Source organism: Rhodococcus sp. ACS1 (genome assembly GCF_002300155.1).
Lineage (GTDB): Bacteria > Actinomycetota > Actinomycetes > Mycobacteriales > Mycobacteriaceae > Rhodococcus_F > Rhodococcus_F koreensis.
In genome coordinates this window covers 429,857-451,474 of the sequence record NZ_NSDZ01000001.1, presented here as the reverse complement: position 1 = coordinate 451,474, position 21,618 = coordinate 429,857, and the positions used below count along the sequence as shown (strand labels likewise).

At 71.7% G+C, this 21,618-nt stretch carries 18 protein-coding genes; 5 read left to right on the top strand and 13 right to left on the bottom strand.

Going from position 1 to position 21,618, the window contains the following annotated elements:
* The 7 genes from CJ179_RS02110 to CJ179_RS02080 form a co-directional block, all read right to left on the bottom strand.
* Complete coding sequence (locus CJ179_RS02110; RefSeq protein ID WP_095860596.1) at nt 1–4,293, bottom strand: type I polyketide synthase; 4,293 nt, start codon at nt 4,291–4,293, stop codon at nt 1–3.
* The gene (locus CJ179_RS02105; RefSeq protein WP_095860595.1) at nt 4,290–4,577 is read right to left on the bottom strand and encodes an acyl carrier protein; all 288 of its coding nucleotides are present in this window, start codon (nt 4,575–4,577) and stop codon (nt 4,290–4,292) included. Before CJ179_RS02105 ends, CJ179_RS02110 begins: the two co-directional genes overlap by 4 nt.
* Before the next feature lie 26 nt (nt 4,578–4,603).
* Nucleotides 4,604–6,361, bottom strand: a complete 1,758-nt coding sequence (locus CJ179_RS02100; protein ID WP_095860594.1) for a fatty acyl-AMP ligase — start codon at nt 6,359–6,361, stop codon at nt 4,604–4,606.
* Nucleotides 6,362–6,495: 134 nt separating this feature from the next.
* On the bottom strand, nt 6,496–7,023 hold the full coding sequence (locus tag CJ179_RS02095; RefSeq protein ID WP_095860593.1) for a hypothetical protein: 528 nt from the start codon (nt 7,021–7,023) through the stop codon (nt 6,496–6,498).
* The gene (locus CJ179_RS02090; RefSeq protein WP_095860592.1) at nt 7,020–7,601 is read right to left on the bottom strand and encodes a hypothetical protein; all 582 of its coding nucleotides are present in this window, start codon (nt 7,599–7,601) and stop codon (nt 7,020–7,022) included. The genes CJ179_RS02095 and CJ179_RS02090 overlap by 4 nt, the downstream gene beginning before the upstream one ends.
* A gap of 59 nt (nt 7,602–7,660) precedes the next feature.
* Nucleotides 7,661–8,371 carry a TVP38/TMEM64 family protein gene (locus CJ179_RS02085; RefSeq protein ID WP_244163569.1) on the bottom strand — a complete coding sequence of 237 codons (711 nt, stop codon included), beginning with the start codon at nt 8,369–8,371 and terminating at the stop codon, nt 7,661–7,663.
* Between the two features lie 49 nt (nt 8,372–8,420).
* On the bottom strand, nt 8,421–9,239 hold the full coding sequence (locus CJ179_RS02080) for a PaaI family thioesterase (RefSeq protein WP_095860591.1): 819 nt from the start codon (nt 9,237–9,239) through the stop codon (nt 8,421–8,423).
* 117 nt (nt 9,240–9,356) lie between these two features.
* Between CJ179_RS02080 and CJ179_RS02075 the strand changes: the two genes are divergently transcribed.
* The 3 genes from CJ179_RS02075 to meaB are packed head-to-tail and all read left to right on the top strand — an operon-like array spanning nt 9,357 to nt 14,540.
* The gene (locus CJ179_RS02075) at nt 9,357–11,273 is read left to right on the top strand and encodes a methylmalonyl-CoA mutase family protein (RefSeq protein ID WP_095860590.1); all 1,917 of its coding nucleotides are present in this window, start codon (nt 9,357–9,359) and stop codon (nt 11,271–11,273) included.
* The gene (scpA, locus tag CJ179_RS02070; protein WP_095860589.1) at nt 11,270–13,534 is read left to right on the top strand and encodes a methylmalonyl-CoA mutase; all 2,265 of its coding nucleotides are present in this window, start codon (nt 11,270–11,272) and stop codon (nt 13,532–13,534) included. The genes CJ179_RS02075 and scpA overlap by 4 nt, the downstream gene beginning before the upstream one ends.
* 1 nt (nt 13,535) lies before the next feature.
* Nucleotides 13,536–14,540: a methylmalonyl Co-A mutase-associated GTPase MeaB gene (meaB, locus tag CJ179_RS02065; RefSeq protein WP_095860588.1), complete on the top strand. Its 1,005-nt coding sequence runs from the start codon at nt 13,536–13,538 to the stop codon at nt 14,538–14,540.
* Here the strand turns inward: meaB and CJ179_RS02060 are convergent.
* Both CJ179_RS02060 and CJ179_RS02055 read right to left on the bottom strand, forming a co-directional pair.
* A complete protein-coding gene (locus tag CJ179_RS02060; RefSeq protein ID WP_072942026.1) occupies nt 14,529–15,560 on the bottom strand; it encodes a nucleoside hydrolase in 1,032 nt (343 codons plus the stop codon). The two genes, meaB and CJ179_RS02060, sit on opposite strands and share 12 nt — an antisense overlap.
* Nucleotides 15,557–16,024, bottom strand: coding sequence for an OsmC family protein (locus CJ179_RS02055; RefSeq protein WP_095861036.1), 468 nt, complete (start codon nt 16,022–16,024; stop codon nt 15,557–15,559). The genes CJ179_RS02060 and CJ179_RS02055 overlap by 4 nt, the downstream gene beginning before the upstream one ends.
* A gap of 90 nt (nt 16,025–16,114) precedes the next feature.
* Between CJ179_RS02055 and CJ179_RS02050 the strand changes: the two genes are divergently transcribed.
* A complete protein-coding gene (locus CJ179_RS02050; RefSeq protein WP_095860587.1) occupies nt 16,115–16,744 on the top strand; it encodes a maleylpyruvate isomerase family mycothiol-dependent enzyme in 630 nt (209 codons plus the stop codon).
* On the opposite strand, the gene CJ179_RS02045 is transcribed toward CJ179_RS02050, so the two are convergent.
* The 4 genes from CJ179_RS02045 to CJ179_RS02030 are packed head-to-tail and all read right to left on the bottom strand — an operon-like array spanning nt 16,728 to nt 21,327.
* Nucleotides 16,728–18,014, bottom strand: coding sequence for a CoA transferase (locus tag CJ179_RS02045; RefSeq protein WP_095860586.1), 1,287 nt, complete (start codon nt 18,012–18,014; stop codon nt 16,728–16,730). The two genes, CJ179_RS02050 and CJ179_RS02045, sit on opposite strands and share 17 nt — an antisense overlap.
* On the bottom strand, nt 18,011–18,871 hold the full coding sequence (locus CJ179_RS02040) for a 3-methyladenine DNA glycosylase (protein ID WP_095860585.1): 861 nt from the start codon (nt 18,869–18,871) through the stop codon (nt 18,011–18,013). The genes CJ179_RS02045 and CJ179_RS02040 overlap by 4 nt, the downstream gene beginning before the upstream one ends.
* A 4-nt stretch (nt 18,872–18,875) precedes the next feature.
* Nucleotides 18,876–19,964, bottom strand: coding sequence for a hemolysin family protein (locus CJ179_RS02035; protein WP_072942022.1), 1,089 nt, complete (start codon nt 19,962–19,964; stop codon nt 18,876–18,878).
* Nucleotides 19,957–21,327 (bottom strand): hemolysin family protein, encoded by a 1,371-nt coding sequence (locus CJ179_RS02030; RefSeq protein WP_095860584.1) that lies wholly within the window; start codon nt 21,325–21,327, stop codon nt 19,957–19,959. The genes CJ179_RS02035 and CJ179_RS02030 overlap by 8 nt, the downstream gene beginning before the upstream one ends.
* Here CJ179_RS02030 and CJ179_RS02025 point away from each other — a divergent pair.
* Nucleotides 21,320–21,562 carry a hypothetical protein gene (locus CJ179_RS02025; RefSeq protein ID WP_241031567.1) on the top strand — a complete coding sequence of 81 codons (243 nt, stop codon included), beginning with the start codon at nt 21,320–21,322 and terminating at the stop codon, nt 21,560–21,562. The two genes, CJ179_RS02030 and CJ179_RS02025, sit on opposite strands and share 8 nt — an antisense overlap.
* Nucleotides 21,563–21,618: the final 56 nt, after the last annotated feature.

Sequence of the window (21,618 nt, the reverse complement as noted above, 5' to 3'; positions counted from 1 at the left end):
CTACGCGGCCGCGGCGAGCGCGCCGAGTTCCTCGGCGAGAGCCGCCACGGTGGACCGGATCTGGTCCTCGGTGTGGCAGGAGGTGACGAAGAAGCGCAACCGCGCGAGATTCTCCGGCACCGCCGGGTAGAGGATGGGGTTGACGTTGATGCCGCGCCGGAGCAGCGCACCCGACAGCGCGAGGGTGCGTAGTGAATCCCCGACGATGCAGGGGATGACCGGGGTGTCCCCGCTGTCCCCGGTGTCGATTCCGGCGTCCGCGGCGAGTTGCAGGAACAGCCGGGAGTTGCGACGCAACCTGCCGAGGGCCTCGGGTTCGGCGCGCATCTGCCGGATCGCGGCCAGGGACGCCGCGGCATTCATCGGCGTCATCCCGACGCTGTAGACGAAGCCGGGCGTCGTGTACTTCAGGAACCGGATCAGTTCGGCGCTGCCCGCGACATAGCCGCCGCACCCGGCCAGCGCCTTCGACATCGTGCCCGACCACAATTCCACGTCGTCGCGGTCGACGCCGAAGTGCTCGCCGATGCCGCCGCCGGTGGCGCCGAGCACCCCGATGCTGTGCGCCTCGTCGATCATCATCAGCGCCTGGTGCTTCTTCTTCACCGCGATCATCGCGGGCAGGTCGGGAATGTCGCCGTCCTGGCTGTACACGCCCTCGATGAGAATGAGGACCCGCCGGTACCGCGAGCGGATCGCGGTGAGCAGGGCATCGAGCGCCGCGTGGTCGTTGTGCGGGAACGGGCGCCGGGTGGCGCCGGACAGTGCGCAACCCTGCAGGATGCTGTCGTGCGCGAGGCTGTCGTGGACGACGAGGTCACCCTCCCCGAGGAGGTGGCCGATGACCGTGACGTTGGTGGCGTGCCCGCTGACGAGGGCGATGGCGTCGTCGGTTCCGAGCAGCCCGGCCAGTGCGGCCTCGAGTTCGCGGTGTACCGGTTTCTCCCCGGACAGCACGCGGCTGGCCGAGCAGGAGCTGCCGTAGCGGGCGACGGCGTCCTGGACCGCGGAGACGACGGCCGGGTGCCCGGACATGCCGAGGTAGTTGTAGCTGGAGAAGTTGAGGACCTCCGCGCCGTCGATCGTCGACGTGTCCCGGGTGACGCCGTCGTTGACGAGGAAGTACGGGTTGGTGACGCCGAGCCCCTCGGCGGCGGTCAGCCGTGCGGCGAGCGCCTGCACCTCCGGGAAGTCGGCGATGCGGAACTCGGGTGCCACCGCCGGTTCCGGGTCCGGGACGGGCGTCACGGCGGGCCGCGACCCGGGGACGCGGTGCGCCGTCACGTGGTCGATCACCTCGCCGAGCGTGCGGCCCGGTGTGAACCAGTCCGGTTCGACGACGAGACCGGGGAATGCGCGGCGCAACCCGCCGAACAGGTCGGTGATCATGATCGAGTCGAATCCGAGGTCGCCGGCGATCGTCTGCGTCGCGGTCAGCGCGGCCGCGGGGAATCCGCTGACCCGTGCGACTTCCGCGCGCACCCGGGTCGCGGTGTCGCCGGCCGACGCCGCTGGACCGGGCGCGGTGTCCGGTGTCGCCCCCGGGACGGACAGTCCCGTCCCGGGGACACCGGCGGCGGCGAGCACGGCGGCCTGCTCCCGGAACAGAGCGATCAGGTGGTCCATGGTGGTGTCCTCGGGCTCGGCAGCGACGGTGGGTGGTGCGGGTTCGGCGGGTTGCGCCGCGGTGGGTGCGTTCTCGGGTGTCCAGAAGCGGGCGGTGGTCGCGAACGGGTACCCGCGCAGTCGCCGGCGGACCCGGGCGCCCGGCTCGTACAGCGCGTCCCACGCCGGGTCGTGGCCGTCCCGGTACAGGGCGGCGACGGTTGCGGGGAGTTCGTCGCCGGTGGCGGCCGGGCCGGGGCACGGCGCCAGGTGCCGCGCCGGCGAGCCGGGATGGGCGCGGGCGGTCAGCGGCAACAGGATTCGTGCGGGGCCCACCTCGATCAGGTGGGTGGGATCGCAGGTCAGGGCGGCCGCGGTGGCGTCCGCGAAGCGCACGGTGGCCGTGATGTGGTCGGTCCAGTAGGTCGCGTCCATCGGTTCGTCGACGTCGAGGAGCCGCCCCCGGGTGGTGGAGAAGATCGGGATCTCGGGCGGCCTGTACGTGCAGTCGGCGGCGACCTCGGCGAACGCGTCCCGGATCGGTGCCATCGCGGGGGAGTGGAAGGCGTGCGAGACGGTGAGCCTGCGGACGGGGACTCCGGCCGCGGTCAGCGCGGCGCCGATCCGGTCGACGGCGTCTGCCGCCCCCGACAGCACCACGTCCCGCGGCCCGTTCACCGCCGCCAGTGCGGCCGCGGGTTCGCCGGCGAGCAGGGCGGCGACGTCGTCCGGGGTGGCCCGCACCGCCAGCATCGTGCCGCCGGCGGGTAGTTGCTGCATGAGCCGTCCCCGCGCGACGATCAGCCGGCACGCGTCGTCCAGGCCGAACACGCCTGCGTGGGCGGCGGCCGCGTATTCGCCGACGCTGTGGCCGATCAGCCACGCCGGTTCGATGCCCAGTTCACCGAGCGTCCGGGCCAGCGCGTACTCGACCGCGAACAGGGCGGGTTGCGCGAACTCGGTGCGGTGGATGTCTTCGCCGGTGCCGAACAGCACGTCCCGGACCGAGCGGCCCAGGTGCGGGGTCATCCGCTCGTCCACGTCGGACAGCGCCCGCCGGTACGCGCCGTGCTTCTCGTGCAGGGCGCGGGACATTCCCGGGTACTGCGCGCCCTGCCCGGTGAAGAACCAGCCGACGCTGACCGGGCGGGCCGTCCCGGACAGCGACTCGAGCAGGTGTTCGTCACCGGCCGCCGCGCGCAGCGCCGCGACGGCCTCCTCCCGGTCGTGGGCGGGGAGCGCGAGCCGGTGGCGCCCGGATGCCTTGACCGTGTTCGTGCTCCAGCACACCCGGCCCAGTTCGGCGTGGGGGTGGGCGAGCAGATCGTCGGCCAGGGCGGCGGCGGTGCGGGCGAGGCCGTCCCGGTCGTTCGACGACAGGGTGAGCACGCCGCCGCCCGTGCTCGCCGCGTGCTGCTCGCCGGCGGGCGCCGCGGCGAGCAGCAGGTGGGCGTTGGTGCCGCCGAGCCCGAAACTGCTCACGGCGCCGTGCACGTCGCCGCCGGGCAGCGGCATCGGCTCCGACAGGATCTGAAGACCGTTGTCCGCCAACCGGAGCCGCGGGTTGACGTCCGCCGCGCCGCGGCTGGGCGGCACCACCCGGTGGTGCAGCGCCAGGGCTGCCTTGATCAGTCCGGCCACCCCGGCCGCGCCCTCGGTGTGACCGAGATTGCCCTTGATCGACCCGATCGCGCACGGCCGCGGGCGGGGCACCGCGTGGACGTGACCGAGGGCCTTGATCTCGATCATGTCGCCGAGCACCGTCCCGGTGCCGTGCGCCTCGACGAACGCGACCTGTGCGGGCGTGACACCCGCACGCCGGTACGCCTTCTCGACGACCTGCTGCTGGGCCCAGCGATTGGGGGCGGTGATCCCGTTGCTGCGGCCGTCGTTGTTGACGGCGCTGCCCTTGATCACGGCGTAGATCGGCAGGCCCTCCGCCTGCGCGTCCGCGAGCCGGCGCAACACGAGTACCGCGACCCCCTCGCCGCGGCCGATTCCGTCGGCCGCACCGCTGAACGGTTTGCACCGGCCATCCGGCGCGGACAGCCCGGCCTGCGTGTAGAAGACGTTCACCGTGGGGGTCAGGGTCAGGTTGACACCCCCGGCGAGGGCCTGGTCGCAGTCCCCGGACCGCAGCGCCGCGCAGGCCAGGTGGACGGCGACGAGTGACGACGAGCAGGCGGTGTCGATCGCCATGCTCGGGCCCTGCAGGTTCAGCTGGTAAGAGACCCGGTTGGCGGTCATGAAATAGCCGTTGCCGCTGCCGAGTTGCGGGGTGATGCGCGGGAGGTCGCGCATCTGGAGACTCCACTCGTTGGCCATGACGCCGACGTACACGCCGGTGTTCGAACCGGCCTGGGCCCGCGGATCGAGTGCGGCGTCCTCGAACGCCCGCCACGCCGCCTGCAGCAGCAGCCGCTGTTGCGGGTCCATCGCCGCGGCCTCGCGGGGTGCGATGCCGAAGAAGTCGTGGTCGAAGGCGTCCGCGTCGGCGAGAAATCCGCCGCTGCGGTTGTTGACCGTGCCGGGACCACCGGCGGCGTCGAACACGGCGTCCGCGTTCCAGCGTCCGGCGGGGACGTCGGTGATGCCGTCGCTGCCCTCCATCAACAGCGTCCACAATGCGGCGGGGTCGGGGGCCTGCGGGAAGCGGCAGTCGAGGCCGACGATCGCGACGTCGGTCATGAGGCCTTCCGGTGCCGCAGTGCGGTTTCGCCGACGACGAAGACGGCCATCTCGGCGATCGTCGGGTAGTCGAACACCGCGGTCGGGTCGAGTTCGAGGTCCCACCGGTCCTCGATCTCGCCGCACAGGCTCACCGCGGACACCGATTCGATTCCCAGCTCGGCGAGGGGGAGGTGCGGATCGACGTCGTGCACCGGCCGTTCGGTGTGATCGGCGACCCGGCAGGCGAGCCAGTCGATGACGGGGGCGAGGTCGCGGCGGGTGATCTGCTCTGGGACGGGCATCGGGTTCTCCTGGTCGGTGATCGGGGTCAGGCGGGCACGGCGGTGGTGGTCCGGAGGCGCTGCACCGCCGGGTCGATGTCCTCGTGCAGGACGGCGTCGACGCGGGACCGGAGGAACGAGGCGCGCATCGATCTGCGCTGGACCTTCCCGCTGGTGGTGCGGTGCACGCCGCGGCGGTCGACCAGCACCACACTCGGCGCGTGGACGTCGAAGGTCCGGGCGACGCCGAGCCTGATCCGGCGGGCGAGTGCGGGCAGTGTCAAGTCGTCGATCAGCGCGGTCCTGACCTCGTGGATCACCAGCAGCCGCTCGTGCTGCCCGGTGTCGAGCGAGAACACCACCCCGGCGGAACCGGTGAGCGCCGGATGCAGGTCCCGCACGGCCTCCTCGATGTCCTGGGGGTACAGGTTGCGGCCGTTGACGATCAGCAGGTCCTTCAGGCGGCCGGTGACGTAGAGGTGCCCGTCGTCGAACACCCCGAGGTCGCCGGTGCGCAGGTACGGTCCGTCGCCGTCGAGAGTGGCGCGGAACTTCTCCGCGGTCTCGTCCGGCCGTCTCCAGTAGCCGGCGGCGACGCTGCCGCCGGAGATCCAGATCTCCCCGACCCGCCCGCGCGGTTGCTCCCGGCCGGTGTGCGGGTCGACGATGCGGATGTCGCACCCGAACGGCCTGCCGCTGCCGACCAGCCGGGCGCCGCCGGCCTTCGGCGTCAGTTCGTGACGCTCCAGTGCGGCGGCGTCGACGTCGAGATACTTTGGGGCGCAGCCGACCTCGCTGGCGGTGGCGAGCAGGGTCGCCTCGGCCATGCCGTACGCGGTCAGGAAGGCACCCGCCCGGAAACCGACGGGCCCGAGCCGGTCGATCACGGCGTCGAGGGTGCGGGGCCGGATGGGTTCGGCCCCGTTCAGCGCCACCCGCACCGAGGACAAGTCCAGCCCGGCCAGTTGGTCGTCGGGGATCCGGCGGGCGACGAGGTCGTACGCGAAGTTCGGGCCGAGGGTCATGTCGGCGCGGTAGCTGTCGATCAGCTGCAACCAGCGCACCGGCCGTTTGAGGAAGGCCATCGGCGACATGAACGCGAGGTTGCCGCCGAAGTAGAGCGGCAGCAGCAGCATGCCGATCAGCCCCATGTCGTGGAAGTGCGGGAGCCAGCCGACCCCGGTCACCGTGTCGTCGGCGCCGTTGGCCTCGGTCATGGCGGCCGCGTTGTGCAGCAGGTTTCCGTGGGTCACCATCACGCCCTTCGGTTCGCTGGTGGAACCGGACGTGTACTGGAGGAAGGCCAGGGTGCCGGCGTCGAGTCCGGGCAGGCGCCAGTGGTCGGGGTCGGGGTCGGGGTCGCCGAGTTCGGCGGTGTCGGTGGCGGCGACGGAAACCGTGGCGGCGAGCCCGGACTCGCGGATCCAGCTGTCGAGCGGTTCGGCGACCGCGGACGTGGTGAGCACGAGGCGCACGTCGGCGTCCGCGAACATCGTGGCGACGCGCTGCATGCTGCGCTCGTCGTGCGGGACCGGTGCGGGTACGGCGACCACCCCGGCGTAGAGGCAGCCGAGAAACGCGCGGAGGAAGTCGATTCCGTCGACGTACAGCAGCATCACCGGGTGTTCGGCCTCGGGCCGCGTCGACAGCCACACCGCGAGTGCGCGGGCGTCCCGGTCCAGTTCGCGGTAGGTCACTTCCTCGGCGACGAGTTCGCGGCCGACCTCGCGGTGGTAGGTGTAGGACCGGTCGTCGCCGTAGACGGCGACCTGGGCGCGGACGTGGGACACGAAATCGGTAGGCACGGATGCTCTCTCCCTCGGATTGGACGAGTACGACTCTCGTCCGCGCCGAGGCGGGAACCCATCACCCCCAGGGCTGGTTTCGCGCACCCCCGGGGTGAATGTCCCACACCGGTGGAGGTCACCGGGACGGGCTGCTACGTGATGAGGGCGCGGCCCGTTCCGCACACCGCGATCGCCCAGAGCACGCTGGTGAACGTGCCGATGATGAATTGTTCCGAGGCGTGCGCCTCGCGCAGTTCGGGGTAGCGGGCCAGTCCCTTGACCGCCAGTACGACGGCGATGCCCTCCGGCCAGGCCGCGAGGATCGAGACGGCGACGGCGGCACGCTCGAGGAGGCCGATGATCCGTCCGCCGCGCAGCGGCCCGGCGTCGGGTCGCGGGTCGGATCCGGCGTCGGGCTGGCGGCGCGCGATGCGGAACGCGGCCAGCACGAGCGGCGCCCCGCCGGTGGTCGCGGCCGCGACGCACAGGACGAGGGTCGCGGCGAGGGCGAACCCGGTGACCGGTGTGGTGGTGGATGCGGCGACCGCCGCGACGGTCAGGGCGAGCACGACCACGATCGGCGCCGCCCACTGCGACATCCAGCGGGGGCCGCGGGGCCCCGCGAGCACCAGGGGTGCGAGCGCGGCGACGCCGAGGGCGATGAGGGCCAGGGTCGTCACGTGTCCGCCTTGCGTAGGAGTCGTTCGGCCAGTCGTCGTCCCGCGGTCTCGACGTGCCAGCCCGCGGTGGAGAGTCGTTGGGAGACGGCCTGCTTGCTGATGCCCAGCGCGCGGGCCGCCTCGGTCTGGGTGGAGCCGCGCCGCATCTGCTCGACGGCCTCGCGGCCCTCCTCGGTGCGGCGCGCGACGAGGACCGCGACGAGGGCGAGCGCGGTGTCGGCGTCGGCGGCGCCGTCCGGGTCCGGACCCTCGACGGCCACCCGGCCGGGGGCGCTCTTGGCGCGGTCGACGGCGATCCGCGCGGATTCGAACGCGGCGCCGCGCCCGGCCCGGGTTTCGCTGGGGAGGGGTTCCTCGACGGGTCCGGCGCCGATGCCGATGCTCCAGTGTTCGCGGGCGACGAGGTCGAGGGCGAGGTCGACGACGGTCGCCGGGTCCGCGACGACGGCCTGGACCTCGTCGCCGGCGGTCCGCTGGAACGGGCGGACGAGGTCGCGGTGCGCGAATTCGGCGAGGAGTGGGGCGACACGGTCGATGTCGCGGCGGCTGCCGCGCTGGTCGACCGTCAACACGAACATGAGTCAAGGCTAGAAACTGGATACCACGATGTCAATACTCAAAGCTTGACTCCGCGGGTTCAAGACTGCGGGATTGACTCATCCTCGGCGGGGCGGTCGACAACCGGTTCCGGCACCGCGTCACCGGAACCGTCCAGCGGCCGCCGGGAATCCACCACCAGCCCGGCGATGCCGACGGCGATGCACACCGCGGACAGCACCAGGAGTCCCGGCTTCGTCTCCCCGGTGAGCGCGTCGCCGAGCACGACGATGCCGACGGTCCCCGGCAGCACACCGATCACCGTGGCCAGCACGTACGGGATCAGCCGGATCGAGGACACGCCTGCGCAGTAGTTCACCACGGAGAACGGGACGAACGCGATCAGCCGCAACGACCCCACCGCGAGCCAGCCGCGCCGGGCGATCCGCTCGTCCACCCGCCGGATCGTCGGGTTGGAGATGCGCTGCCACACCACGTCCCGGCCGACGGCACGCACCAGGTAGAGGGCGAGCACGGCGCTCACCGTCGACGCCAGCACCGCGATCGCGATGCCCAGCCACGCGCCGAACAGCAATCCGGCGCTGAGCGTGAACACCGTGCGGGGGAACGGGAACACCGTCACCACCGCGTGCACGGCGAAGAAGACGAGGGGAAACGCCGGACCGACGGAGTGCGCCCATTCCCGCACCTGCAACACGGACGGATGCGGGGCCAGCAGCGCCACGACGACCAGCGCGACTGCCAGTACTGCGACGCCGATCACCCTGCGGTCCCCGAGGCGTCTCTTCACAGGGCACCAGGCTACCCGGGAGACCGGTCCGGGGCGCCGCGAGCGCCGGTCAGGGCAGCCGGCGGCGCCCGGTCACCGTCGCCTCGACGCAGACCCGCCCGCCCGACGTCCCGGCCACCCGGGTCGTCGCCACCGCGCGGCCCGCCCGCACCACGTCCGCGGTGAACGTCGTGTCGCAGCCCAGCGGAACCGGGCGGAAATAGTTGATCCGCACGGAAGCGGTGTCCATGTCCGCGCCCTGCCCGCTCAGGGCCGCGCTCGCGGCGAGGTCCGTCGCGCAGGCCTGGACGCCGCCGTGGACGAACCCGAGCTTGTTCGCGATCAGCGGGTTCGCCGGCACCACCACCCGCGTACCGGCGTCCTCGACCCGCCCGCCGATCCAGTCGAGCGGCGCGACCCCCGGTTCCGGGAACTCGGGGAGGGCGCCACAGGCCGGCGCCGGCGCCGGCAGGTCCACGAAGTTGCCCCACAGGGTGCCGGTGGCGATCAGGGTCCCGGCCGCATCGTGGACGCGGGCGGTGGAGATGCCGCCGTCGGCGGTGACCGCGAGGAGCCGGCTCTCCGCCCACAGCGCCGGGCCCCGCCACCGCCGGGGCGTGACGACGTCCATCGACAACTCGGCTGTGACCAGGCCGTCGCGTGTTCCGCGCCGGTCCCACACCGTGAATCCGAGGAGGTCGTCGAGCAGCACGGCGAGGACGCCGCCGTAGGAGATGTCGGCGGTCTTCGCGGCGAGCGCAGCGATGTCCATGCTCATACGATTGAGTGGTTCGCCGCGGTCGTCGACGTCCCGGGTCGGCGCACCGAGCCCGAACAGCCGCTGGGTGTTCGTGCGACCGGTCACCGCCGGTTCGTGCGCAACGCTCATGACCTGAGGTTATTCATCGTGTGGTGATCCTCACGATAGGGGGCGCCGAACTGCGGCTAGCATCACAGTCACACAACGTATTGATCGATCGCTCATCAGGGAGAGGAAGCCGACACCGTGTCACTAGCTTCAGAAACCGAGGAAGCTGCGCGGGCGTACGCCGACTGGCAGCACTCCGTGGCCGGAGTCCTCGCGAAGTCGCGTCGGATCGACGCCGCGGAACTCGGTCCGGAACCCCAGAAGCTCCTCGAGACCGTCACCTACGACGGTGTCACCATCGCACCGCTGTACAGCCCCCGCGACGAGCGCCCGGAGCAGCCCCTGCCCGGCACCTTCCCCTACGTGCGCGGCGCCGACGCCACCCGCGACGTCAACGCCGGCTGGCTGGTCAGCGCCCGCTTCGGTGAGGGTGCGGAAGCCGCGGACGTCAACCGCTCCGTCCTGGACTCCCTGGAGAACGGGGTCAGCGCCCTGTGGCTCGCCGTCGGCGGCGCCGACCTCCCCGTCCGGTCCCTGGAGACGGCCCTCGACGGTGTGCTCCTCGACCTCGCCCCGCTGACCCTCGACGCCGGCACCGACGCACCGCTCGCGGCGCGGGCGCTGTTCGCGCTGCTCGACGCCCGTGCCGCCGCCGGCGACGGGGTCACCGACCGCACCGCGGTCCGTGTCGACCTCGGCGCCGCACCGCTCACGAGCGCGTTCGCCGGTACCGCCGACGTGGAACTCGGCGACGCGGTGACCCTCGCCACCGAGTCCGCGGCCCGGTCCGAGAGCGTGCGGGCGATCGCCGTGGACGGCACCGTATTTCACGACGCAGGCGCCTCCGACGCCGAGGAACTCGGTGCGTCGATCGCGGCGGGGCTCGAGTACCTGCGGGTGCTCACCGCGAGCGGGCTGACCATCGGGCAGGCCCTCGGGCAGCTCGGCTTCCGGTTTTCGGCCACCGACGACCAGTTCCAGACCATCGCCAAGTTCCGTGCCGCGCGGCTGGTGTGGGCGCGGATCGCCCAGGTGTGCGGCGCCTCCGACTTCGGTGGCGCCCCGCAGCATGCCGTCACGTCCGCCGCCATGATGGCGCAGCGCGACCCGTGGGTGAACATGCTCCGCACCACCCTCGCCGCGTTCGGTGCCGGCGTCGGCGGCGCGGACGCCGTCACGGTGCTGCCGTTCGACTCCGCGCTGCCCGCCGGGGCGCTGGGGGTGTCGAAGACCTTCGCCGCGCGCATCGCCCGCAACACCCAGCTGCTGCTGCTCGAGGAGTCGCACCTCGGCCGGGTGCTCGACCCCGCGGCCGGGTCCTGGTACGTCGAGGACCTCACCCAGCAGGTCGCGGCCAAGGCGTGGGAGTTCTTCCAGCAGATCGAGGCGGCCGGCGGCTACCTCGCCGCGCTCGACGCCGGCCTGATCGGCGAACGGATCGCTTCCACCCGCGCGCAACGTGATTCGGACATCGCGCACCGCAAGACCACCGTCACCGGGGTCAACGAGTTCCCGAACCTCGGCGAGGCACCGCTGCCCGCGGGCGCCGCGGACACCGGCCGCGTCGCGCGGTACGCCGCCGCGTTCGAGGTGCTGCGGGACCGCTCCGACGCCTACCTGGCGGCCAACGGTGCGCGCCCCACCGTGTTCCTGGCCCCGCTCGGACCCGTCGCCGAGCACAACGTGCGGACCACGTTCAGCGCGAACCTGCTGGCGTCGGGCGGCATCGAGGCACTCAACCCCGGCCCCCTCGCGGTCGGTGACGGCAGCATCGCCGCCGCCGCGAAGGATTCCGGCGCCGGGATCGCCGTGATCTGCGGCACCGACAAGCGGTACGCCGCCGAGGCCACGGCCGCGGTGGAGGAACTGCGCGCCGCCGGAATCGGCACCGTGCTGCTCGCCGGCCCGGAGAAGGTCGTCGCCGACGCGGACGGCGCCGCCCGGCCCGACGGATTCGTCACCGCCCGCATCGACGCAGTCTCGGTCCTGTCCGGCCTGCTCGACACCATCGAGAGCCCGAGCGACTCCTCGGGCGACACAGGGAGCAAGAAGTGACTACTCGCGAGGTCAAGCACGCGATCGGCAGCTTCGCCGAAGTGCCACTGGAGGATCCGCAGTCTCCTCAGCCGTCCGCTCCGACGCCGGAGCAGACGGACGAGCTGATCGCGTCCGCCGCGGCGGCGAACCACTACAGCCCGGAACAGGTGGTGTGGTCCACCCCCGAGGGCATCGACGTCAAACCGGTCTACACCAAGGCCGACCGGGACGCCGCCGAGGCCGAGGGCTACCCGGTGGGCAGCTTCCCGGGCGCCGCACCGTTCGTGCGCGGGCCGTACCCCACCATGTACGTGAACCAGCCGTGGACGATCCGCCAGTACGCGGGCTTCTCGACCGCCGCCGAATCCAACGCCTTCTACCGCCGCAACCTCGCGGCCGGGCAGAAGGGTCTATCGGTGGCGTTCGACCTGGCGACGCACCGCGGCTACGACTCCGACCACCCGCGGGTGCAGGGCGACGTCGGCATGGCCGGTGTGGCGATCGACTCGATCCTGGACATGCGTCAGCTGTTCGACCACATCCCCCTCGACAGTGTCAGCGTGTCGATGACCATGAACGGTGCGGTGCTGCCGATCCTCGCGCTGTACGTCGTGGCCGCCGAGGAGCAGGGTGTCGCCCCGGAGCAGCTGGCCGGAACCATTCAGAACGACATTCTGAAGGAGTTCATGGTCCGCAACACCTACATCTACCCGCCGAAGCCGTCGATGCGGATCATCTCCGACATCTTCGCGTACACCAGCGCGAAGATGCCGAAGTTCAACTCGATCTCCATCTCCGGCTACCACATCCAGGAGGCCGGAGCCACCGCCGACCTGGAGCTGGCGTACACCCTCGCCGACGGTGTCGAATACATCCGCGCCGGCCTCGACGCGGGCATGGAGATCGACAAATTCGCGCCGCGGCTGTCGTTCTTCTGGGCGATCGGCATGAACTTCTTCATGGAGGTCGCGAAGCTCCGCGCCGGCCGCCTGCTGTGGAGTGAACTGGTCGCGAAGTTCGAACCGAAGTCCGCGAAGTCGTTGTCGCTGCGCACCCACTCGCAGACGTCGGGCTGGTCGCTGACCGCGCAGGACGTGTACAACAACGTGGCCCGCACGTGTGTGGAGGCGATGGCGGCGACGCAGGGGCACACCCAGTCGCTGCACACCAACGCACTCGACGAGGCCCTCGCCCTGCCGACGGACTTCTCCGCCCGCATCGCCCGCAACACCCAGCTGCTGCTGCAGCAGGAGTCGGGGACCGTCCGTCCCATCGACCCCTGGGGCGGTTCGCATTACGTCGAGTGGCTCACCCACCAGCTGGCGAACCGTGCGCGCGCGCACATCGCCGAGGTCGAAGAGGCCGGCGGCATGGCGCAGGCGATCAGCGAGGGCATCCCGAAGCTGCGCATCGAGGAGGCCGCGGCCCGCACCCAGGCCCGTATCGACTCCGGCCGGCAGCCGCTGATCGGCGTCAACAAGTACGTGCCGGACGAGGCCGACGAGATCGAGGTCCTCAAGGTCGAGAACTCGCGGGTCCGCAAGGAACAGCTCGAGAAGCTGGACCGGCTGCGCGCCGACCGGGACTCGGGAGCCGTCGAGGCGGCGCTCGCGGAACTGAGCCGCGCCGCCGCGGCCACCGAGGGCGGCATGGAGAACAACCTGCTGGCGCTGGCGATCGACGCGGCCCGGGCGAAGGCCACGGTCGGGGAGATCTCCGAGGCGCTGGAGAAGGTGTATGGGCGTCACCAGGCCGAGATCCGCACCATCAGCGGGGTGTACCGGGACGAGGCCGGGAAGGTCGACAACATCAACAAGGCAACCGAACTCGTCGAGAAGTTCGCGGAAGAGGAGGGCCGGCGTCCCCGTGTCCTCATCGCGAAGATGGGGCAGGACGGTCACGACCGCGGCCAGAAGGTGATCGCCACGGCCTTCGCGGACATCGGATTCGACGTGGACGTCGGACCGCTGTTCCAGACCCCGGAGGAGGTCGCCAACCAGGCGGCCGACAACGACGTCCACGTGGTCGGTGTGTCGTCGTTGGCCGCAGGTCACCTCACGCTGGTGCCTGCGCTCCGGGAAGCACTCGCGGCGGTGGGACGCCCCGACATCATGATCGTGGTCGGTGGCGTCATCCCGCCCGGCGACTTCGCCGAACTGTACGAGGCCGGCGCCGCGGCGATCTTCCCGCCGGGGACGGTCATCGCGGACGCCGCCAGTGGTCTGCTCGAGAAGCTGGCCGCGCAGCTCGGCCACGACCTGACGGGCACCCCGGAATAGCATGGGGCGGCCTCCAGTCGACATCGACGCCCTCGCCCAGGCCGTGCGCGCCAATCAGCGCGCCGGCCTGGCGAAGGCCATCACCCTGGTCGAGTCCACCCGCACCGATCACCGTGAGGCGGCGCAGCGGCTGCTGCTCGAGCTGCTGCCGGAGTCGGGGAAGGCGCACCGGGTCGGGATCACCGGTGTGCCCGGCGTCGGGAAGTCCACGTTCATCGACGCGCTCGGGATGCACCTGATCGGGCAGGGGCACCGGGTGGCGGTCCTGGCCGTCGACCCGTCGTCGACACGCACGGGCGGGTCGATCCTGGGCGACAAGACACGGATGGCGCGGCTGACCGTCGAGAAGGACGCCTATATCCGGCCGTCCCCGACGTCGGGGACCCTCGGCGGGGTCGCGAAGGCGACCCGCGAGACGATCGTGCTGCTCGAGGCGGCCGGCTTCGACGTGATCCTCGTCGAGACGGTCGGTGTCGGGCAGTCCGAGGTGACGGTCGCGAACATGGTGGACTGCTTCTGCTTCCTCACCCTGGCCCGCACCGGCGACCAGTTGCAGGGCATCAAGAAGGGGGTCCTCGAACTCGCCGACCTCGTCGCCGTGAACAAGGCGGACGGCAAGCACGAGCGGGAGGCGAAGGGCGCCGCCCGGGAACTCGCCGGTGCGCTGCGCCTGATCTACCCGCACGACGCCGTCTGGACGCCGCCGGTGATCACGATGAGCGGTCTCGAGGGTGTCGGTCTCGAGGACTTCTGGAACACCGTCTGCAAGCATCGGGACGTGCTGACCGCGGCTGGGCAGTTCGAGGAGAACCGGCGCCGCCAGCAGGTGGACTGGACGTGGACGATGGTCAACGACCAGCTGCTGCGCCGCCTCGCGTCGAACACGAGGGTCAAGGCGATCCGCGGCGACGTCGAACAGCGGGTGCGGGACGGATCCCTGACGGCGGCGCTGGCCGCCGCCGAGATCCTCGACGCGTTCGACGGTGCGGACGCGTCAGCCGACTGATTTCGCGAAGCGCCCGACCCGGTCGACGAGATCGTCGAAGAACGCGGCCGGGTCGGTGCTCACCGCGACGTCGACGTTGGGTTCCCGGTTCCAGTGGCCCACCCAGTCGGCGACCGTGGTGCCCCGGGTGAGCCGGCCGTGCAGTTCGACGTCGACGGTCGCAGGCCGGGTCCGTGCGATCGCCGGGTTCAGTGCCACGGCCGCCGCGAACGGGTCGTGCATGTGCGCCAGGAAACCCTGGTCGTGGGTGCGGTGGAAGTCCATGTAGAACCGGATGGCGTCGGACAGGTGCCGGATCACCGCGTTGCTGGCGGTCGAGCGCACCTGCGGGCCGTCGTCGGGGGAGATGATCTCGGCGGGGGTGCTGCCGGCCGCCTCCGCGAGCCGCCGCACGTGGTCCGGTGTCATCTCGATCGTCTCGGTGACGTCCAGCCCGCACAGGATGGGCCGCCTGCCCTCGGGCAGACCGGAGAAGGCGTCGAACACCTCCTTGGCCGCCTCCGGATCCACCGACACGTTCCATTCACTGGTGGGGGTCGTGTTGCCGGGGTGGTTGAACGCCCCGCCCATCACGACCAGGCGCCGCAGCATCCGGGGCAGTTCCGGTTCCTCGCGGATCGCGAGGGCCAGGTTCGTCAGCGGCCCGGTCACCAGCCCGGTCAGCTCCCCGGGAGCGTCCCGGACCAGGTCCACCCACAGGCTGGTCGCGTCCCGCTCGGACAGCGACCGGCCGGACGGGGGGAGGACGGCGTACCCGATGCCCTGCGGGCCGTGCGTGTCCTCGGTGGTGCGCAGCGGGCAGTCCAGCGGCACCCGGGCGCCGAGCGCCACTTCGACGTCGGGTGCCCCGCACAGTTCGAGCCAGTTCAGGTTGTTCGCCGCGACCTGCTCGACGGGCACGTTGCCCGCGGTGCTGGCGATGCCCGCGATCTGGGCCTCCGGGCTGGCCAGCAGGTACAGCAGGGCGAGGGAGTCGTCGATGCCGGTGTCGACGTCGACGATCAGCCGCTGCCTGCTCACGCCGTCACCACCGTCGGCCGGTGGTGCACGGGGAACGCGACCGACCGGGCGATGAAGCACTTCGCGTGCGCCCGCGCATGCAGCGACTCGGCGCGCGCGGCCATCGCCGCCTCCGCGACGGTGACCGTGGGATGCAGCACCACCTCGGTGAATTCGCCTGCCCCGTCCGGGTGTTCGACCATCGTGCCCGTCGCGTCGTCCCGGTAGTCGACGACGACCACACCGGCCGCGGCGGCCAGACCCAGATACCAGAGCATGTGACACTGCGACAGCGACGCAACGAGCAGTTCCTCCGGATTCCAGCGGGCAGCGTCGCCGCGGAACGACGGGTCCGCGCTGCCCGGCAGATCGGGTTTCCCGGCCGCCGCGATCACGTGGTCCCGGTCGTAGGTGTCCGGGCCCGACGTCCCCGCGCCGCGATTGCCGGTCCAGGTGACCGTCAGCGTGTAGTCGTGTGTGCTCACGCGATCATTCTTCACGGCCGCGCGATGAGTTTCGCGGGCGGGCACGGTCTGTTCACGTAGAGCACGACACGGCGACCGGAGGAGACGGACATGGCACGGGACACGGCCCCGGACTGGGTCGCGGGGGAGCGGCGCGACCTGGCGTCGATGCTGGCGGGACTGACGCCGGAGCAATGGGACGCGCCGTCGCTGTGCGCGGGGTGGCGCACCCGGGAGGTGATCGCGCACATCACCATGCCGTATCGCCTGTCGACGCCGCGGATCCTGCTGAAGATGGTGAAGGCGCGCGGCAAATTCAACCGGATGTCGGACGCGCAGGCCCGCGAGGACGCGCGGACCCTGACCGCCGACGCGCTGCTGCGCACACTGGAGGAGAACGTCGCGCACCCGTGGACGCCGCCGGGAGGCGGCTTCGAGGGGGCACTGTCCCACGACGTGATCCACGGTCTCGACGTGTCGGTGGCGCTCGGCCTGGGCAGGCGGGTCCCGGACGACCGCCTCGACCGGGTCCTCGGCGGCGTCGGCCCGAAGCACGTGAAGTACTTCGGCGTCGACCTGACGGGCGTGCAGTTGACGGCGGACGATCGAACCTGGACCTTCGGTGTGGGTGCGCCGCTGCGCGGTTCCGCCCAGGACCTGCTCCTCGTGCTGTGCGGTCGCCGGTTGCCGCCGGGACATCTGAGCGGGGAACCGAGCGCACGGTTCACGGCGACGGGGTGAGCCCGGGCCAGGCGGGGACGTCGCCGCCCCAGGGCCGGGCCGGGAACGGGTAGTCGTCGAATTCGGCCAGGGCGGGGCGGGCCGTCACCAGGTCGCCGTGCGCGGTGAGGCAGCGGGGTCCGGGCACCGCCGGCGGCGGCGGATCCTCGGATCGGCCGTCCGCGGTCAGCAGCCACGCCGCGGTGCGGGCCAGGGACACGTCGACGGACCGGCCGCGCCCGTCGGTGTACCCGGCGGCGAGGGCGTCGACGATGCCGGCGGCGAGCAAATACCCGGTGGCGTGATCGAGTGCCTGCGCGGGCAGCGCGCCCGGAATGTCGCCGCCGCCCTCGATCGTCGCGATCCCCGACGCCGCCTGGACGATGCTGTCGAATCCCCGCCGGTCCGCCCAGGGACCGGAGCCGCCCCACGCGCACACCCGTCCCCGCACCAGATGCGGTGGGGCGTGGTCGAACAGCCCGTCCAGCGCGCCCGGACGGTAGCCGGTGACGACCACGTCCGCCTCGGCGAGCAGGCGGTCCCACACCGCTCGGCCGTCCGCGGACCGCACGTCGAGCAGCGCGGACCGCTTGCCCTGCCCGGTGTCGCGGTGCTGCACGACGATCTCGGGGAGCGACGGGGGATCGATCCGCAGCACCTCGGCGCCTAGGAGCGCCAGCGTGCGGGTGGCGACGGGGCCCGCGATCACCCGGGTCAGATCCAGAACCCGCACCCCCGCCAACGGTCCCGGGCCGGGAACGATGCGGGAGCGCTGCCCGGCGGCGTGCACCACGGTGGACACGAGGTCGCCGGTCGCGGCGGCCGCCCCCTGCGGGCTCGCCGCCCACTCCGCGGCCGTCCGCACCCGCACCGCGACGGCCTGCGCGGCGGCGGCCCGATCCTCGATCTCGGCGGCGGTGAGGGTCCCGATCCGGGCGGCCACCGCGTCCCGGCCGGCGTCGGCGGACAGGTCGAGCGCCGACAGCAGCCGGGTGCGGTGGTGCGGGTAGTTGGCGTGGGTCCGCACCCAGCCGTCCGACGCCGGAAAGAACCCCGACAGCTCCGCGAAACCGGACACCGGGGCGCCCGACAACCGCAGCAGACGGTCACTCGCGAACGACGCGGCGATCCGCTCGGGGTCGAGCCGCCACTGCCGCGGGCCGCGGCCGTGCGCGCGGTCGAACCGGTCGACGGCGCCGGTGAGGGCGGTCAGCGAGCCCGCCGCCACCGCGTACACGGGGAGGCGGGCCGCCAGGTAGTCCCCGGCGTGGTCGGGCACCGGGGGAGTCACGGCCCCACGGCGGCGAGCAACCGGCGGCACCGGTCGTGCAACGCGGCACGCAGCGGTGCGGCGCGGGCGGCCAGCGCCGCCTGCTCCCGGACGTATTCGGCGCGGCCGTGCGGAGTCTCGATCGGGATCGGGGTGTAGCCGTATCCGCTCAGGTCGTACGGGCTGGCCCGCATGTCGAGTTCCCGTGCGGCAAGCGCCAGTTCGAAGCAGTCGACGGTCAGGTCCGAGTCGATCATCGGCGCGAGCTTGTAGCAGTACTTGTACAGATCCATCGACGCATGCAGGCACCCGGGCTGCTCCCGGCCGAGCTGGTCGGCCCGGGTCAGCGGCACGCTGTTCCGGGGTTCGGCGGCCGGGGTGAAGAAGCGGTACGCGTCGTAATGGGTGCAGCGCAGTTGCAGCGACTCCACCACGGAGTCGGTGCCGCCCGCCCCGAGCCGCAGCGGCACGCCGCCGTGCCGCACCTCCTCGGACCGGTACACCATCGCCCACTCGTGCAGGCCGAAGCAGGACAGGTGCGTGGGCCGCCCACCGGTCGCCTCCAACAGTCGGGCAGTGAACGCGACCGTGTCCGCACGGCGCCGCAGGAACTCCGGGTCGACGGTGACACCGCCGTCGGCGCGGTGATAGCCGCGGAGGTCGGCGTACTCGTCCGCGCCGGCGAGGACGGTGCCCCACCCGGCGTGCCAGCGGAGCAGCTGGTTCGGCCGGTAGCTGTAATAGGTGAACAGGAAGTCGTTCACCGGGTGGGTCGCCCCGCGGTCCCGCCGCTCGAGGTGCGGCCCGATCAGCGCGGACACCCTCGCCCGGTGCCGGTCGCGGCGAGGGATCCATTCCGACGCGTCCAGAACGTTCATCCGATCAGCTCGTTCGCTGTCCCGGATTGACGCCGTTGTTCCGGTGGGTGCCGTCGCGGACGGTGCCCACGTATTCCTCGACGAGGTCCTCGAGGGCGACGATGCCGACGATCTGCCCCGACGGGTCCGCCGCCGCCCCCAGGTGGGAGCTGGCGCGGCGCAGACTCGCCAGTGCCTCCGCGAGCGGGGTGGTGGTCGACATCCGCGGCAGCGGGCGGATGTCCGACCGCGGAATCAGGGTGTCGGGTCCGGCCTCCTCGTCGAGGATGTCGTCGAGCACGTCCTTCAGGTGCAGATACCCGACCAGCGACCCGTCCTCGGCGCGCACCGGGTACCGGGAGTAGCCGGTCTCGACGACGGCCTGCTCGATGGCGCCGAGCCGGGTACCACCCTCCGTCAGCGGGATGGTCCGTGCCTCGCTCAGCGGGATCATCACCTCGGTGACCGTGCGGTCCGTGGTCTCCAGCGCCTGGGTGAGCCGGCGATGCTCCTCCGCGTCGATCAGCCCCTCGGACCGGGATTCGCCGATCATCTCGGACAGTTCCACCGCCGACACGGTGACGTCGAGTTCGTCCTTCGGCTCCACCCGCAGCAACCGCAGCGTCAGGTTGGCGCACAGGTTGTAGAACGAGATCAGCGGCCGGGCCAGCTTGATGAACACCAGGTGCACCGGGACCAGCAGCATCGCCGTCCGCTCCGGGCCCGCCAGGGCGATGTTCTTCGGCACCATCTCACCGAGCAGGATGTGCAGCACCACGACGAGCGCCAGCGCGATCGTGAACGCGATCGGGTGCAGCAGCCCGGCGGGCAGCCCGACCGCGTGCAGCGGGACCTCGAGGAGATGCGCGATCGCCGGTTCGGCGACCTTGCCGAGCAGGATCGAGCAGATGGTGATGCCGAGCTGCGCGGCGGCCAGCATCAGCGACAGGTTCTCGCCCGCGAGGATCACGGTGCGGGCGCGTTTCTTGCCCTGCGATTCGAGGGCCTCGAGCCGGTCGCGGCGCGCCGAGATCAGCGCGAACTCGGCGCCGACGAAGAAGGCGTTGCCCGCGAGCAGCACGAACGTGAGCAGCACACCGAAGAGGTCACTCATCGTCGTCCTCCTCGCTGCCGGTGCCGGTGGTCCGATCGGGTTTCGGGGTGAGCAGCACCCGGTCGATGCGCCGGCCGTCCATGTGGGTCACGGTGGCCACCCACCGGCCGCCGGGGTCGTGCGCGCCCTCGGCCAGCGGGAGTTGCACCTCGTCGCCCTCGTCGGGGATCCGCCCGAGTTCGGTGAGCACGAGACCGCCGAGGGTTTCGTATTCCCCCTCGGGGGCGGTGTAGCCGGTGGTCTCGGACACCTCGTCGACGCGCAGCAGCCCGGAGCAGGACCAGCTGTCGCCGATCCGCTGGACGTCGATCTCCGGTTCGTCGTGCTCGTCGCGGACGTCGCCGACGATTTCCTCGATCAGGTCCTCCATGGTGACCATTCCGGCGGTGCCGCCGTATTCGTCGACGACGAACGCGACCTGCATGCCGTCGGACCGGATCCGTTCCATCAGCGTGTCGCCGTCGAGGCTGGACGGCACCACCGGCACCTTCTGGGCCAGCGTGTTGAGGCGGGTGGTGCGGCGGCGTTGCGCGGTCACCGCGAACGCGTGCTTGATGTGGACGATGCCGACGGCGTCGTCCAGGTCGCCGTCGACGACGGGGAAGCGGGAGAACCCGGTGCGGGCGGCGGTGTCGATCAGATCGGCCACCGTGTCCGTGGTGGACAGGGTCTCGATCTTCACGCGCGGGGTCATCAGTTCCTCCGCGGTGCGTTCGCCGAAGCGCAGCGAGCGGTTGACCAGCAGCGCCGTGCCCTTGTCGATGGCGCCGCGCTGCGCGGACGTCCGCACGAGCGAACCGAGTTCCTGCGGGGACCGCGCGGACCGCAACTCCTCGGCCGGTTCGATGCCGAGGCGTCGCACCAGCCAGTTCGCGCTTCCGTTGAGCCCGTTGATGGCCCATTTGAAGATCAGCGAGAACGCGGCCTGCATCCCGGCCGTCGCCCGCGCCGTGGGCAGGGGGTGCGCGATGGCGAGGTTCTTCGGCACGAGTTCGCCGAACACCATCGAGAACGAGGTCGCGAGAATCAGGGCGATCACCAAAGACGTTGCCGCAGCGGCAGATTCACTGAATCCGATCGCGGACAGCACCGGGGTGATGAAGCGTGCCAGGACCGGTTCGGACAGGTAGCCGGTGATCAGCGTGGTGATGGTGATGCCGAGCTGGGCCCCCGACAGCTGGAACGACAGGGTGCGGTGCGCGTGCTGCACCTGCCGGGCCCGCCGGTCACCGGTGCGGGCGTGCGCGTCGACGGTGCTGCGTTCGAGGGCGGTGAGGGAGAACTCGGCCGCCACGAACAACGCGGTACCCGCGGTCAGGGCGAGAAAGCCGAGCAGGGCGAGAATGCTGAGCGCGATGTCCATCGGTCATCGCCGCCGAGCGGAGGAACGGGGGTCGCCGGGTTTGTCACCCGGCTCGATAGAGGAGCCCTCCGAACCGGCGGAATCGGAGTCCGATTCCACGGAGCAGGAGGGGACGACACTCCCGGAGACGGCGGGTGGAGCGCTTGCTGCGTATGTGGGTGCCGCGGGCACCGGAGTCCTCTCGTTCGGCCTCGACGGCCCGGACGGGTCCGGCGCCGAGAACTGGTGTGGTTGAGCGACCCATGATACCGGGGGATGTCCGGTTCCGTGGAACAGGACACCCTCCGGCAC